Raw genomic sequence first — 13,885 nt, forward strand, 5'->3', positions numbered from 1 at the left:
AAGCCTCAAGGCTTGACCGCCACCCCCCAGGGATATTGCCCCACCGCCACCGACTTCAGCACCTTGCGCTGCACGAGGTCGATGATGGAGACATCGTTGCTGGCCCCGTTGGTGGTGTAGAGCCGCTGATGGTCGGGCGAGAACGCCAAATTCCACACCCGCTGCCCGACCAGGAAATGATCGACGACTTCGAGCTTCTGGGCGTCGATCACCGCCACCCGGTTGGACGGCCCCAGGGCCACGTAGGCATAGCGCCGCTCGGGGTCGATCTTAATGCCCACCGGCTGGATTTTCTCCTGGGTCACGCCGGGGATTTTGAAACTGATCTTGCCCACCGGCTGGCGGGTCGCCACCTCGATCACCGACACCGTGCCCGCGATTTCCGAACTCACCCAAAGCTGCCGGCCATCGTCGGTGAAGGCGCAGGCGCGGGGGCGCGGATCGACCAGGGTGTTGTCGGCAACCGCCAGGGTTTTGCGGTCGATCCAATGCGCCATATTGGTGGTCTCGCTGGTCGCGGCCACCCAGGTACCGGCCGGGCTGGCGCAAACGCCTTCCGGTTCCACCCCGACCGGAATGGTTTTCACCACCTTCTTGCTGGAGATATCGACCACCGTGACTTGGTTGTCGTCCTCGTTGGAGACATAGAGCGCCTTGCCGTCCGGATCGAGGGCGAAGGTTTCCGGGTCTTTGCCCGAGGGCAGTTTGCCGATCACCTTGAGCGTCACGGTATCGACCACCTTGATGGCGTCCTCGTCGCTGACCGCGACATAAAGCTGCTTGCCGTCCGGGGAGAGGGCGATGCCGCGGGGGCGCTTGCCGATCTTCACCGTCTTCAGCAGTTTGCCTTCCGGCGCGACCACGGCCAGGGCGTTGTCTTTTTCCAGGGTGACATAGAGGGTTTCGGCGTGCAGCGGGGCGGAAGCCAGCCACAGGCCGAGCAGGAAACGCGCGGATTTGTTCATAGCAGGGAGGCTCGGGTGGAAAGATGTTTTTGATCGGCGTGATAGGCCGCTTCGTACAGCCGCAATTTGGCGGCGAGGTGCTGGTATAGCTCGTCGTAGGTGACGCAATGCAGGGGCTTGTCGTCGGCCAGGAGATGCTCGCGCCGCCAGTGCAAGCGCTTGATTTGGTCCGGGTCGAGCCGAGTTTCCAGCCCGGCTATGAAGAGCCCTTGAAAACCCGAATAATGCGGGCCGAACCGCCGCAGGGATTGGTTGCTGCCGCGGGTTTCGGCCAGCCGCCAAAACCAATCGATCATCCGGCCACAACCCCGGTCGAATTGTTCCGCCCAATCCTCCCCGCCGCCGTCGCCCAAAGCCACGAAGCAGAATTCGCCGGCCACGGAATCGCCGATGGCGATATCGCAGGTGGAAACTCCAAGCAAGTCGTAGTCGAACGCCAAACGGTCGGCCTGGGCCAGATAGGGGAAATAGGCTCCGATGAAGGCCGAGAGGTGTTTATGCCGCCGGAACCAGTCGAGTATATCCGGGCCATGGACGAAGGTTTCCGGCGCGTTGAACTGGGTCGCCAAACCGGCCAGTTCCTTGCGGCATTGCCAGGGATCGAAAGCGAATTCCTCGAAGCTTTGCATGGGCTAATACACCGAATAGAACATCTTTTCCAGACGCCGATGGGCGACCACATCTAAAACCTCGGTTTCTCCTTGTTCGTACCTGAATAATATCCTGAGTTCCGGGGTAGCGCGGAGCAGGTAGGTGGATTTTTCTCCGGTCAGCCGCTGCACATGGCGGAGGATATATTCGTCGTCCGGGAAACGGGCGAGCAAATGGGTTTGGTATTCGATCCGATTGCGGTCTTGCGGCAGCAGGGAGCGGATGGCGATGGCGGCTTGGGGGCTTATGGTGACCATGGGCGGTACTAGGATTTCCACCCCCGCTTGGGTTCCCGGAATTCGGACTGCATTTCCATCCGCGTTCCTTGGATTCCGTTACGCAAGCGGCGTAGGTGTTCGAGAACCAGGTTTTCGACATTATCGGTCATGGCGGGACTCCGGTGGGTGGATGGTGATTCAGCGGTCCTATTGTGCCCGAATCCGGGCCTTAATATTTTCCCAATTTTGACGACGTTGTTGCATAAACAGCTGATTTTGGAGGTTCCATCATCATAGGAGCCCTCAATGGAGGACAGCCATGACCACCCTACCCCTCCGGCGCAATCCACCTTCCCCGCCCACCGCCCAGACCGCCGGGCGCTTATGTTGGCGCAGTCGCTGATGGGCAAGGATTCCCCTGCGGCGATGGGCTTCGGCTATCGCTCCTAACATCGCGCTGGCTTATTCCCCAACCTGACGTGCTAATTTGTCCACCAAGCCGTGGTTATACCGAATCCCTTGCCGCACCATGGCTGCGGCGGCGTCCCGGAAAGAGGGAATCCAATTCTGCTGCTTGGCCTTGAGCAAAACGCCCAAGGTGCCAGTCACTTTCAAGCCGAGGTATTCGGCCATATTACGCCCTATTTTCTCGTCGATGATGACCCAATCGGCGTTCAACTTGCGGGCCATGTCGAGCGTGTGTTTTTCACCCTTATCCAGTTCGAGCAAAACCGTGGGATATTGGACGGGCGTGGATTCGACTACTTTCACCCATGGCAAGGCGCGAAGATCGGGAACCCTTATGATTCCACCCACTGCGCATTCCTCTATGACTTCGCCCACCAAATGAATCTCGGTGAATAAGCGCGGCAATAGATCGAGTTGCCCGATACCATTGAGCGCGATCAAAGGCGTGGTATTGGAGAAAACGATCATAGCAACGCGGTTTCCCTGGCCAGATCGTCTTCCGAATCCTCCAGCAAAACCGCCCCTGCGTCGAAGGCTAGGCGTAGGAATTCAACGCGCCCGATATTCAGCCAAGTTGCCGCCGTGCCCGACGATAATTTTCCTTCTTTGAACAAGCCGATGGCGGTTTGGTGCTTGATATATTCGGCGAAACCTTCGGCGTTTAGGTGCAGCCCTAACAGCAATTCCGTGGGGCAATCGATTTGGATGGTGTGTTTCATGGTTATCTTCGGATTGTATGGGATTCGTGCCCGCAGCGTCTCGGGTTGCGCCGGGGGTGGGATGTAGCGGAATCCGGCGGGCGGTGATTCCCCCACGGCGATGGGTTTTGGCTGTCGCGCTTGCACCAAGTAGGGTGGGCACGTATTCCGTGCCCACCGCGATGCACGAAGAGGGTGGGCATGAGTACATGCCCACCCTACCCGGCTCTACCCATCTTGGCGCTTTATATACCCAGGATATTTTTTATGCCAGACGCTTGATAGCTTGCTATATTAAATAGCTCTTTTAAAGCTGGCGAATATTCCTCCACCTTCCAAACAACTAAACCATGCCCTTGAACAATACAAATACCAAGACTCTCCATCCAATGAAATTCACTTTCATCCATATAATACTTATATCTAATCTCATACACACCGACCTTTACATTCTTGTAATCCGCCTCTATATACAGAGGGACATAGTTTTCCGTAGCCTGACCTAAAGAGTACGGAACCTCCTGCACAGACCAAGAAATATTTCCGCTAGTTGTTTCTCGTATAAGCTGCGTAATTAAACGCTCTTTTTCGCTAGAAAGGTCCATAAATTATTCCTCCCACTTTGTATCTTTAGCCATCTGGTGGAGACCAGAAACAACCCCACTTAGTTTAGCGTACAAATCCCAAGAGCCATCTTTATCAAGCCCTTTTGCCATCATATCATTAGCTGCATTAATAAAAACCTGAATTCTACTTTTTTGCGAGTCATGTATTTTAGATAAATTACTCTCCAATAGCGCGACAGCTCTTTGAATTTTGGCAGGAACCAAGCGGTCTTCTTTTTCGTATTCTTTTAAGCTAGAAAACAAATCTGTCGCGATTTTGTCTAAATCATTAAAAATCTCTGGCATTCTTGCTTTTCTCATAAATGAATTTCTTATTTTTCTAGCCTCGACAAATAAAAAAACAAGTCACCACAAACCCAACTATTGATACCACCGAAGCAATATCAGCTATCAAGACCGGCAAATAGCTACTCAACTTAGAATCCCCCTTAAGAAATTCAAAAATAGCGATAACCTAGCTCAGCGCATAGGCTATCTATTTTCCAAAACATTGGCTTTAAGCGAACCCACGCATCAAATAATGTCAGCCATCAAAACATATACCCTGAACTCCAGCATAAAATCTATCACGCCGTAACCTCACCGCCCTTTCCCCTCATTTACCCCCTTCCAAGCCTCCTCCAACCGCTTCCCCGAAACCGGATAAGCCGTCTTCAAGGTCTGCGCGAACAAGGACACCCGGAACTCCTCCAAATGCCAGCGGAACGCATCCCGCCCAGGGTCCAGCTTGCTGGCGGGCGCTTTCACCGCCTCCCAATACCGCTTCAGGAACGGCTCCAACTCCTTGAACTGCTTGAGGTCGCGCAACGGGTCTTGCACGCATTTCTCCGCCCGGAACCACAGCGCCTTGAGATAGCGCGGCATTTCCCGGATGCGCGTGTACGGCGTCGTCACCCAAAACCCGGCGTGGACCAGCAAGGCCAGTTGCGCCTGCATATCGTCCTTGGCGGGCGCGGGGCGCATGGCTTTCAGCTTGGCCTGGGCCTCGCCGTAGGTTTGCAACAGGGTTTGGGCGGTTTTCGCCATCTCCTCGGCCTTCAGCACCAACTCGGCCCGGTGCGCTTGCAGCCGCGCCGCGAATTGCGCGGCGCTACGAATATCCGGCTGATCCTCCAAAAACAGCGCCCCCATGATCCGGTCCAGCAAATCCTCCCGCAATTCCCGCCCCGGCTTCAGTTCGGGATAGAGGAACGGATGGGCGGGCAGTTGCTTATACAACAGCTCGGCCTGGGCGTTCACCAACAGGTTTTTCTTGAGGTATTTCAGCTCTTTCGCCAGGGTCAGGCGGAACAGCCTGGCCAGTCCCAAACCGTGCTGGCGTTCGGCTTCCTCGGGGGTATCGAACACCCGCACGCCGATGGTTTCGCCCTCGTCCACCACCGCCGCGAAACCGTGGATCATCTGCCCGTCGTGCTGGCCCTCGAACTCCCGCGGCAAATCGCCGAAGTTCCATTCCTTCAATTTGGTATGCAGATAAGCCTGCCGGGCCAGCGCCTGGAAGGTCTGCCCGGCGTCGGCGGAATGGCGGCGTTTCAATTCGTCCAGGTCGCGGGAACGGTCCACCACGGCGTTGTATTCGTCCACCACGGCCAGGGTCATCCGCAGATGGGCGGGCAGGCCGTCCTCGGAGAAGGCGGTGACGGGCACGCTGGTCCCGCCGGTTTTCTTGAGCGCCGCACCCAGTTGCTCGAACAAGCGGCCCCGCCCGAAATCCAGCATCGGCAACACCCGCTCGGCATGGTCCGGCACCGGCACGAAATGGATGCGCCAAGTCTTGGGCAAAGCCTTGATCAGCGCGACCACCTTTTCCCGCAACAGGCCGGGCACCAGCCAGCGGAACGGCTCGGGGTCGAGCCGGTTTAAAAGATGCAGCGGCACGATGCAGGTCACGCCGTCCTCCGCGTGGCCCGGCTCGAAGCGGTATTGCAAGGCCAGCTTGACCGGCCCGACTTGCAGCGTGTCCGGGAAATTCACGGCGTCGAGCGAGGCGTCTTCCTTGCGGGTGATTTCCTCGCGGCTCAGGCAGAGGAGCTTGGGGTTCTGCCGCTCGGCGGTTTTGCGCCAACGCTCGAAGGTGACGCCGTTCACCACATCCTGCGGGATGCGCTCGTCGAAGAAGCGGTACAGCCACGCCTCGTCCACCAGCAAATCGACCCGCCGCCCCTTTTGCTGGAGATATTCGGCTTCTTCCAGGAGCTTCATATTGTTGAGGTAGAACGGCGCTTTGCTATCGTAATCCATCTGCACCAGGGCGTGGCGGATGAAGATTTCCCGCGCTTCCTGGGGGTTCACCCGCTCGAAGGGAATCTTGCGCCCGGCCTGGATCACCAGGCCGAACAGGCTGGTCCGCTCATGCACGGCGACGCGGGCAGCTTTGCGCTCCCAATGCGGGTCGTAGTGCTGGTAATTGACCATGTGCGCCCCGACCATTTCGATCCAGTCCGGCTCGATCTTGGCGACGGTGCGGGCGTAGACCTTGGTGGTTTCGACCTGCTCGGCGCAGACGATCCATTTCGGCTTGGCCTTGAATTGGAAAGAACCGGGATGGATGAAATGTTTCAGGCCACGCGCCCCGACGTATTCGTTCTGCTCCTGTTTCAAACCGACATTCGACAGCAGCCCCGATAGCAAAGCCCGGTGGATTTCACCGTATTCGCCCGGTGCCAGATTCAGCTTCAAATCCAGTTCGCCCTTCACCACGTCCATGATTTGGCTGTGGATGTCGTGCCATTCGACCATGCGGATATAGGACAGGAAGCCATCCTTGCACCAAGCGCGGAGCTTGGCCCGGCTCAGGTGCTTCTTCTGTTCCTCGAACGCCTTCCACAGGTTGAAGAACGACAGGAAATCCGAATGCTCATGGCGGAAGCGCCAATGCTTCTGGTCGGCGTAAAGGGCTTGGTCGGCGGGGCGTTCCCGCGGGTCGGGGATGCTGAGCGCGGCGACGATGATGGCGATTTCGTGCAGGCAACCGCTGTCCGCCCCGGCCAGCAGCATCCGGCCCAAACGCGGGTCCACCGGCAGCTTGGCGAGTTTGCGGCCTATGTCGGTTAAGCCCTTCTTTTCGTCGAGGGCGTTGATTTCCTGCAAGGTCTTGAGGCCGTCGCGGATCAGGCGTTCGTCGGGCGGTTCCACGAACGGGAAGGCCGAGATTTCGCCCAGCTTCAGCGCGTGCATTTGCAGGATGACCGCCGCGAGGTTGGTGCGGAGGATTTCCGGGTCGGTGAATTCGGGCCGGTTGAGGTAATCCTGCTCGGAATACAGCCGGATCGCGATGCCGGGACCGACGCGACCGCAGCGCCCGGAACGCTGGTTGGCCGAGGCGCGGGAGACTTTTTCGATGGGCAGACGTTGCAGTTTGCTGCGGTGGCTATAGCGGCTGATGCGGGCATAGCCGGTGTCGATCACCGAGCGGATGCCGGGGACGGTGAGCGAAGTTTCGGCCACGTTGGTGGATAGCACGATGCGGCGGGTGCCGGTGGGCTTGAACACGCGCTCCTGTTCGGCTTGGGACAAACGGGAGTACAGCGGCAGGATTTCGCAGTGCTGCGGATGGTGCTTGCGGAGGGATTCGGCGGTTTCGCGGATTTCGCGCTCGCCCGACAGGAAAATCAGGATGTCGCCCGCCGCTTGGTCGCGCCAGAGTTCGTCCACGGCGCTGAGGATGGCTTGTTGCTCGGCCTTGTCGGTTTCGTCCTCGCCTTCCTCCACGTCCTCGACCGGGCGGTAGCGGATTTCGACCGGGTAGGTGCGCCCGGACACATTGATGATGGGCGCGTCCTGGCCGCCCTGGCCGAAATGGCGGGCGAAGCGTTCCGGGTCGATGGTGGCCGAGGTGATGATGAGCTTGAAATCCGGGCGCTTGGGCAACAGCCAGCGCAGATAGCCCAGCAGGAAATCGATGTTGAGGCTGCGTTCGTGGGCCTCGTCCACGATGAGGGTGTCGTATTGGTCGAGGAAGCGGTCGTGCTGGGTTTCGGCCAATAGGATGCCGTCGGTCATCAGTTTGACGAGGCTTTCCGGTTTGGTGTGGTCCTGGAACCGCACCTTGAAACCCACCGCCTGCCCCAAGGGTTGGCGCAATTCCTCGGCGATGCGGTGGGCGACGCTGCGGGCGGCGATGCGGCGCGGCTGGGTGTGGCCGATGAAACCGCTCACGCCCCGGCCCGCTTCCAGGCAAATTTTCGGAAGCTGGGTGGTTTTGCCCGAACCCGTTTCGCCGCAGACGATGACGACTTGATGGTTGAGGATGGCTTCGAGGATGTCCTGGCGCTTGTCGGATACCGGCAGGTCGGGCGGATATTCCAGCTTGGGGACGCTTTTGGCCCGCGCTTCCCGCGCCGCGACCGATTCGGCGAGGCGGGTTTGGAGTTCCTCCAACGGCCCCGCGATGTCCTTGCCGGACTTGGCTTCGCCGCGTAGGCGGTCGAGGGTGCGGCGGAGGCGGTGTTGGTCTTTGCGGAGGCAGCGGGGGATGAGCTTTTCTTGGGGTTTGAAGTCGGGGGTCATTAGAAAAAACTGATTTGCAAACTTTCGGAAATCAAATAACACAGTTATTACTGAGGGGAACAACTAGCATTTTTTATAGATGTCCTTCCAGCATAAATTTGAACCTCATCGGCTGGCGGTGTAACCGTATAGGTTTGCACCGCTGCTGGCTCGCCCGCATTATCATAGATAATGCATTTCACGTTTTGCGCTTTACTAGTGGAAACAACAATTCTATAAAAACCATCTGCAATTTCGTAAAATCTTGTTACCTTAAAATCCGGCTTATATTTTTTTCGTATTTCTGCCATCTGCCTTTCCAAATTCTCCTTAGACCAAATAGGATATAATTTACTATCTTCAAATATGAAGACCGGTGGTAACAACTCACCACTGTGCCCGTCGTGACTTACCGAAACCCAAGCAGAAAAATCTTTGCATTTCAATTCCAAGTCTTCTCCTTGCGCATACTTGGACTTCCATCCCTCACGCGGAAATCCATAATTGTTGACAAGCTTCTGAACGGCTTCTTCCGCATTTTTTAAAAAATGTTTATCATTGTACTGCAATTTGAAGCTTATAAGCTTACCTTTCATAAAAGCAGAAGTGTAATACTCATAATCATCAAGTCTTGTCGTTTCTGAAAACTTTTTGGCTGCTGATGCTATCTTTGATTCAAAATCTTTTTTACTAATTCCAAGAGCAATCCCTTCAATCCTTGGAAATTTATCGATGGTAAGCTCGCAATCCGCGCTTGAATAGCAAGGCAGAGTAAATAATGCAGATATAAAAAAAGGGAGGACAATTTTGACTATATTCATTGCTGCCACCTAGTTTTAAATTCATGTTATTGAAATAACCTTTTAATTTTCTCGAAGTTCTAGCCCGTGTAGCCCTGATTAGCTCAACTCAATTCGGAAGCATGAAACCTGTGCCCTCGAAATACACGGCATGATTTATAACCCCAAACAATACCTCACAGCCTGCTCGACTTTTGCCATTGCGTCCCCTATCAACCGGCCAGCCAAGGGCTTGACAAACCGTGCCGAATCCAAAGATCGAACTTGAAAACCCAAGAACACGGTTTCCATCGGCAACCCGCTTTCCGCTGTGGAAACCCGCACATTCGTTGGGTGGTCGATGGGCATATTTTCACCCTTGGTCCCAACGATAACGGTGACGACCAAGGGAAGGCGGTTAATGGCATCGATAGATATGACGAGGACGGGCCGCTTTCCCGCTTGCTCCCGCCCTTGGGTTGGATTTAAATCGACAAAATAAATATCCCCGCGCTGTATCGCCATTATTGAAGCTCAAAACCATCTGACATAGCCACGTCAAACTCCTTCTCAATAGCCCGCAACTCTCTTTGAATATTCGGGTCAGCCGCCATCGCCGCCAATTGATCCTCAATTGAGGATTCAGCCGCAAGCTGTTCCCGGATATGCTGGGCAACCCGTTCAACCAACCATAATTGCTCGGCGATGGGGAATTGCCGGATGCGGTTTTCGATTTCCACTAGCCTGACCATGTTCATATCAATCACCGGATAAGTGCCCTAGAAAAACTCGACGAGGCTATCAACCAGCCTCGGATTCTCGCCACCGCCGACGCGCAAGCTCCGCCGCCTCATGCGCCATCCGCGCTAACTTGTCGATGTCATATCCCGCTTCCCGGTTAATATCGCGCTTAACCTGCCAAAGCTCGGCAAGGATGGGATCGGGGGCACACAGGCGCTCGGCATGAATATCGTCCAATTCGGCTTCGATATGCATGGGATGTTTCCTGGATGGCGGGCTTGGGATAGAACCGGATTATAGGGCCATGAAGGCCACCGGGGAGAACTAAGCCGCTAGGTCGGCCCAAGGGCCATGCCAACCGCAGGATTCGCAGCGGATTGGGCAAGACCGCCCAATCCGATAGAGGCGGGAAAAATAAAAACTCAGGTCAAACGCACCTTGGCGAACTTGCGCTTGCCGACCTGCAAGATATAGGTATTGCCGCCCTTGAGCGCCAGCTTCTGCTCGGCCACCTTCTCGCCGTCGATCTTGACGCCGCCCTGCTGGATCATGCGGTTGGATTCCGAAGTGCTGGCCGTCAGCCCTAAATCCTTGAGCAGGCTGGCCAAAGGATAACCGCCCTCCCCCGCCGGGAGTTCGCGCTCATCCAAATCCTCCGGCAGCAAACCCTGCTTAAACCGCGCCTCGAAGGCTTCCAGCGCGGCCACGGCGGCGGCGGGTCCATGGAAGCGCTCCACGATCTCCTGGCCGAACCGCACCTTGTAATCGCGGGGATTCGCGCCTTCCGCGCAAGCCCGTTTCCAGCCTTCAATTTCGGTCATCGGCTTGAAGCTCAAAAGCTCCATATAGCGCCACATCAAGTCGTCCGACACCGACATCAGCTTGCCGAACATCTCGGCGGGCGGCTCGTTGACGCCGACATAATTGCCCAGCGACTTCGACATCTTCTGCACCCCGTCCAAGCCTTCCAAGATCGGCATGGTGAGGACGACCTGCGGCGGCTGGCCGTAGACCTCCTGCAACTGCCGCCCCACCAGCAGGTTGAACTTCTGGTCGGTGCCGCCCAGTTCCACGTCGGCCTTGAGCGCCACCGAGTCGTAACCCTGGATCAAGGGATAGAGGAATTCATGGATGGCGATGGGCTGGCCGCTCTTGTAGCGGTTGTTGAAATCGTCGCGTTCCAGCATACGGGCCACGGTGTGCTTGGCCGCGAGTTGGATCAAATCGGCGGGGCTCATGGCGTTCAGCCACTCGCTGTTGAACACCACCCGGGTCCGTTCCGGGTGCAGGATTTTGAAAATCTGCGCTTCGTAGCTCTTGGCGTTCTCGACGACCTGCTCGCGGGTCAGGGGCTTGCGGGTGGCGTTCTTGCCGGTGGGGTCGCCGATCATGCCGGTGAAATCTCCGATCAGGAACACCGCCTCGTGCCCGAGTTCCTGGAACTGCCGCAGCTTGTTGAGGAGGACCGTGTGCCCGAGGTGCAAATCCGGCGCGGTGGGATCGAACCCGGCCTTGACCCGCAAAGGCCGCCCTTCGGCCAGGCGTTTCGCCAAATCCTCCTCGCGGATGACATCCACAGCGCCCCTGCGGATGACCGCCAATGCTTCATCGACAGACATATCAATACCTTGGTGGGAAAAGGCGGGGATTTTATAACAGGCGGGACCGGGACGCCGCTAAATCGTCGCGGCCCGGCAGGGGGAATGAGCAAGCCCTGGAGTCCAAAGCCAGCTTTGGACTCCGGTTGGGAGAAATCAGACGGAAAACGACGAACCGCAACCGCAAGTGGTGCTGGCGTTGGGATTGCGGATGACGAACTGGGAACCTGACAGCCCTTCGGTATAGTCGATCTCGGCCCCGCTCAAATACTGGATGCTCATGGCATCGACCAGCACGGTGACGCCGTTCTTCTCGACCAGGGTGTCGTCCTCGGCCACGCTGTCGTCGAAGGTGAAGCCATATTGGAAACCGGAACACCCGCCGCCGGTGACATAGACCCTGAGTTTCAAGGCGTCGTTGCCTTCCTCGGCGATGAGTTCGCTGACTTTCACGGCCGCGCTGTCGGTGAATTTGATCGCTGCTTCGCTCATGGCGCACTTCCTGGGGTTGGTGTGGGAGGTGCGCGATTATGCGATTAACCCAGTATTTCGGTCAACAATAGGGCCATAAAAAATCCCCGGCACGGGGAGCGGTGAACCCAGGCCAAATAGCTTCGGCTGCGCCGTATGCGACTCCTTACGATGCAGCCGAAACCACTATCTACCCCCGGCCTCAGCCATCCTCGTCATCGTAACCGATGACTTCGTACCTGACCTGGGCCAAGCCCGACCTCAAAAAACCCAGTTCGAGGGCGGCCCGTTTGGAAAGGTCCAGCACGCGGCCCTTGCGGGGATGCCCCCGGTCGTTGACCCGGACTTCGACGCTGCGGTTATTGGAAAGATTGGTGACCCGCAAGCGGGTACCGAATGGCAATGATCGGTGCATGGCGGTGAACTCGTTCTGGCTGAACCGTTCGCCGCTGGCGGTCCTCCGTCCATGGAACCGATTACTGTAATAAGAAGCGATGCCCGTATGATGGGACTCCGCTTCGGCCTTTGGACTTGCCGTTTTGGCATGACCAAACGTACAGAAAGATGCCAAGTAAACCGACAGAATGGAGTGAGCAATCAGTCGTTGCTTTTGCATCCGTCACCTCCGTTTTGGTTGCTGCTAGTGAACGTCGCGAAGGGGATGGTAGCCGATAATTCTAAGTCAGCCAACCCTTAGTAGCGGATCGTTATAACAGGGATAAAACAATCCTTGTTTTCAACTTGGCGAGCCATCGCCAAATCCCTTTCAGAATCAAGGACCAACCCTATGCACGGAGGTGGGGAACCCGGACATCCGCAAGCTTCTTTCTTTTCTCCCGGATCAACCGATGATTTCGATCCCGCCCATATAGGGCAACAAGGCTTCCGGCACCCGGATGCGGCCTTGTTGGTCCTGGTAGTTCTCCATGACCGCGATCAAGGTGCGCCCGACCGCGAGGCCGGAACCGTTGAGGGTGTGGACCAACTCCGGCTTGCCGGTGTCGGGATTGCGCCACCGCGCCCGCAGCCGCCGGGCCTGGAAATCGCGGAAATTGCTGCACGAGGAAATCTCGCGGTAGGCGTTCTGCCCCGGCAACCACACTTCCAGATCGTAGGTCTTGGCCGAGGAAAAGCCGGTATCGCCCGCGCACAACACCACCCGGCGGAATGGCAGTTGCAGGCGCTTCAGAATGGCCTCGGCGTGCGAGGTCAGTGCCTCGTGGGCTTGGGCCGAATCCTCGGGACGGACGATCTGCACCAATTCCACCTTCTCGAATTGGTGCTGGCGGATCATGCCGCGCACGTCCTTGCCGTAGGAACCAGCTTCGCTGCGGAAACAGGGCGTGTGGCAGACGAACTTGAGCGGCATCCGGTCGGCCTCGACGATCTCGTCGCGCACCAGGTTCGTCACCGGCACTTCCGCCGTCGGGATCAGGTAGAAATCGGGATCGTGGACCACCTTGAACAAATCGGCCTCGAACTTGGGCAACTGGCCAGTGCCGCGCAGGCTGTCGGCGTTGACCATGAACGGCACGTAGGTTTCGGTGTAGCCATGCTCGGCGGTGTGGATGTCGAGCATGAGTTGGGTCAGGGCGCGTTGCATCCGCGCCAGCGGGCCTTGCAGGGTGACGAAGCGCGAGCCGGTCAGCTTCACCGCCGCCTCGAAATCCATCCCGGCCAAGCCCGCGCCCAGGTCGATGTGGTCCTTGACCGGGAAAGAGAATTCCGGTGGCCGGCCCCAACGGTGGATTTCCACGTTATCGGCGTCGCCACCACCGTCCGGCACATCGGCATCGACGATATTCGGTACGCCCAGCACCAGTTCCTCCAGGCGGGCCTGGATTTGGTCCAGTTCGCCCTCCATGCGCTTGAGGTCGTCGCCGAGATGCTGCATCTCGGCCAGGATGGGCTGGATATCCTCGCCACGGGCCTTGGCCTGGCCGACCCGTTTGGAGCGGGTGTTGCGCTCGTTCTGCAAAGCCTGGGTCGCGCTCTGGATGTCCTTGCGGCGGGTTTCCAGTTCGTGGAAGGCGGCGGTGTCCAGCTTGAAGGAACGCCGCGCCAACTGGGCTTCGACTTCTTCCAATTGGGTGCGGAAAAGGCGTGGGTCTAACATGGTTCGTCCTGTGTGTTGGAGTGATTTGAAAGGGATTCCCCGGCCCGGTGGCGGGTGGGATTTCCA

The 13,885-nt window shown here is 57.3% G+C and carries 16 protein-coding genes; all 16 read right to left on the reverse strand.

Features of this window, described 5'->3' with window-relative positions; all coding sequences use genetic code 11:
- Positions 1-5: 5 nt before the first annotated feature.
- The 16 genes from B9N93_RS15160 to serS all read right to left on the reverse strand — a co-directional run bounded on the left by B9N93_RS15160 (position 6) and on the right by serS (position 13,819).
- A complete protein-coding gene (locus B9N93_RS15160; protein ID WP_085215074.1) occupies positions 6-965 on the reverse strand; it encodes a PQQ-dependent catabolism-associated beta-propeller protein in 960 nt (319 codons plus the stop codon).
- A complete protein-coding gene (locus B9N93_RS15165) occupies positions 962-1,594 on the reverse strand; it encodes a Shedu immune nuclease family protein (protein ID WP_085215076.1) in 633 nt (210 codons plus the stop codon). Before B9N93_RS15165 ends, B9N93_RS15160 begins: the two co-directional genes overlap by 4 nt.
- Positions 1,595-1,597: 3 nt before the next feature.
- Entirely contained in the window at positions 1,598-1,873 is a 276-nt protein-coding gene (locus B9N93_RS15170; protein WP_085215078.1) for a hypothetical protein, read from the reverse strand.
- 423 nt (positions 1,874-2,296) lie between these two features.
- Entirely contained in the window at positions 2,297-2,770 is a 474-nt protein-coding gene (locus B9N93_RS15175; protein WP_085215080.1) for a PIN domain-containing protein, read from the reverse strand.
- Positions 2,767-3,021 (reverse strand): UPF0175 family protein, encoded by a 255-nt coding sequence (locus B9N93_RS15180; RefSeq protein ID WP_085215082.1) that lies wholly within the window; start codon positions 3,019-3,021, stop codon positions 2,767-2,769. The genes B9N93_RS15175 and B9N93_RS15180 overlap by 4 nt, the downstream gene beginning before the upstream one ends.
- Positions 3,022-3,245: 224 nt before the next feature.
- Positions 3,246-3,605 (reverse strand): hypothetical protein, encoded by a 360-nt coding sequence (locus tag B9N93_RS15185; protein ID WP_085215085.1) that lies wholly within the window; start codon positions 3,603-3,605, stop codon positions 3,246-3,248.
- Between the two features lie 3 nt (positions 3,606-3,608).
- Complete coding sequence (locus B9N93_RS24815) at positions 3,609-3,926, reverse strand: hypothetical protein (protein WP_125469010.1); 318 nt, start codon at positions 3,924-3,926, stop codon at positions 3,609-3,611.
- A gap of 279 nt (positions 3,927-4,205) precedes the next feature.
- Positions 4,206-8,135 carry an ATP-dependent RNA helicase HrpA gene (gene hrpA, locus B9N93_RS15190; protein ID WP_085215087.1) on the reverse strand — a complete coding sequence of 1,310 codons (3,930 nt, stop codon included), beginning with the start codon at positions 8,133-8,135 and terminating at the stop codon, positions 4,206-4,208.
- A gap of 47 nt (positions 8,136-8,182) precedes the next feature.
- Positions 8,183-8,935, reverse strand: coding sequence for a DUF3271 domain-containing protein (locus B9N93_RS24820; RefSeq protein ID WP_125469011.1), 753 nt, complete (start codon positions 8,933-8,935; stop codon positions 8,183-8,185).
- A gap of 135 nt (positions 8,936-9,070) precedes the next feature.
- Positions 9,071-9,418: a type II toxin-antitoxin system PemK/MazF family toxin gene (locus B9N93_RS15195; protein WP_085215089.1), complete on the reverse strand. Its 348-nt coding sequence runs from the start codon at positions 9,416-9,418 to the stop codon at positions 9,071-9,073.
- Entirely contained in the window at positions 9,418-9,651 is a 234-nt protein-coding gene (locus B9N93_RS15200; RefSeq protein ID WP_085215092.1) for a hypothetical protein, read from the reverse strand. The genes B9N93_RS15195 and B9N93_RS15200 overlap by 1 nt, the downstream gene beginning before the upstream one ends.
- Before the next feature lie 43 nt (positions 9,652-9,694).
- Positions 9,695-9,889 carry a hypothetical protein gene (locus B9N93_RS15205; protein WP_085215094.1) on the reverse strand — a complete coding sequence of 65 codons (195 nt, stop codon included), beginning with the start codon at positions 9,887-9,889 and terminating at the stop codon, positions 9,695-9,697.
- 167 nt (positions 9,890-10,056) lie between these two features.
- Complete coding sequence (tyrS, locus tag B9N93_RS15210) at positions 10,057-11,253, reverse strand: tyrosine--tRNA ligase (protein WP_085215096.1); 1,197 nt, start codon at positions 11,251-11,253, stop codon at positions 10,057-10,059.
- 135 nt (positions 11,254-11,388) lie between these two features.
- The gene (gene erpA / locus B9N93_RS15215; protein WP_085215098.1) at positions 11,389-11,724 is read right to left on the reverse strand and encodes an iron-sulfur cluster insertion protein ErpA; all 336 of its coding nucleotides are present in this window, start codon (positions 11,722-11,724) and stop codon (positions 11,389-11,391) included.
- A 181-nt stretch (positions 11,725-11,905) separates the two neighbouring features.
- Positions 11,906-12,319: a septal ring lytic transglycosylase RlpA family protein gene (locus B9N93_RS15220; RefSeq protein ID WP_085215100.1), complete on the reverse strand. Its 414-nt coding sequence runs from the start codon at positions 12,317-12,319 to the stop codon at positions 11,906-11,908.
- Between the two features lie 225 nt (positions 12,320-12,544).
- Complete coding sequence (gene serS / locus B9N93_RS15225) at positions 12,545-13,819, reverse strand: serine--tRNA ligase (RefSeq protein ID WP_085215102.1); 1,275 nt, start codon at positions 13,817-13,819, stop codon at positions 12,545-12,547.
- Positions 13,820-13,885 lie beyond the last annotated feature (66 nt).

Origin of the sequence: Methylomagnum ishizawai (genome assembly GCF_900155475.1) — a bacterium.
Classification (GTDB): domain Bacteria; phylum Pseudomonadota; class Gammaproteobacteria; order Methylococcales; family Methylococcaceae; genus Methylomagnum; species Methylomagnum ishizawai_A.

Coding starts and splice junctions, on each gene's coding strand:
- B9N93_RS15160 (WP_085215074.1), bottom strand. CDS start 965: ATGAACAAATCCGCGCGTTTCCTGCTCGGCCTGTGGCTGGCTTCCGCC.
- B9N93_RS15165 (WP_085215076.1), bottom strand. CDS start 1,594: ATGCAAAGCTTCGAGGAATTCGCTTTCGATCCCTGGCAATGCCGCAAG.
- B9N93_RS15170 (WP_085215078.1), bottom strand. CDS start 1,873: ATGGTCACCATAAGCCCCCAAGCCGCCATCGCCATCCGCTCCCTGCTG.
- B9N93_RS15175 (WP_085215080.1), bottom strand. CDS start 2,770: ATGATCGTTTTCTCCAATACCACGCCTTTGATCGCGCTCAATGGTATC.
- B9N93_RS15180 (WP_085215082.1), bottom strand. CDS start 3,021: ATGAAACACACCATCCAAATCGATTGCCCCACGGAATTGCTGTTAGGG.
- B9N93_RS15185 (WP_085215085.1), bottom strand. CDS start 3,605: ATGGACCTTTCTAGCGAAAAAGAGCGTTTAATTACGCAGCTTATACGA.
- B9N93_RS24815 (WP_125469010.1), bottom strand. CDS start 3,926: ATGAGAAAAGCAAGAATGCCAGAGATTTTTAATGATTTAGACAAAATC.
- hrpA (WP_085215087.1), bottom strand. CDS start 8,135: ATGACCCCCGACTTCAAACCCCAAGAAAAGCTCATCCCCCGCTGCCTC.
- B9N93_RS24820 (WP_125469011.1), bottom strand. CDS start 8,935: ATGAATATAGTCAAAATTGTCCTCCCTTTTTTTATATCTGCATTATTT.
- B9N93_RS15195 (WP_085215089.1), bottom strand. CDS start 9,418: ATGGCGATACAGCGCGGGGATATTTATTTTGTCGATTTAAATCCAACC.
- B9N93_RS15200 (WP_085215092.1), bottom strand. CDS start 9,651: ATGAACATGGTCAGGCTAGTGGAAATCGAAAACCGCATCCGGCAATTC.
- B9N93_RS15205 (WP_085215094.1), bottom strand. CDS start 9,889: ATGCATATCGAAGCCGAATTGGACGATATTCATGCCGAGCGCCTGTGT.
- tyrS (WP_085215096.1), bottom strand. CDS start 11,253: ATGTCTGTCGATGAAGCATTGGCGGTCATCCGCAGGGGCGCTGTGGAT.
- erpA (WP_085215098.1), bottom strand. CDS start 11,724: ATGAGCGAAGCAGCGATCAAATTCACCGACAGCGCGGCCGTGAAAGTC.
- B9N93_RS15220 (WP_085215100.1), bottom strand. CDS start 12,319: ATGCAAAAGCAACGACTGATTGCTCACTCCATTCTGTCGGTTTACTTG.
- serS (WP_085215102.1), bottom strand. CDS start 13,819: ATGTTAGACCCACGCCTTTTCCGCACCCAATTGGAAGAAGTCGAAGCC.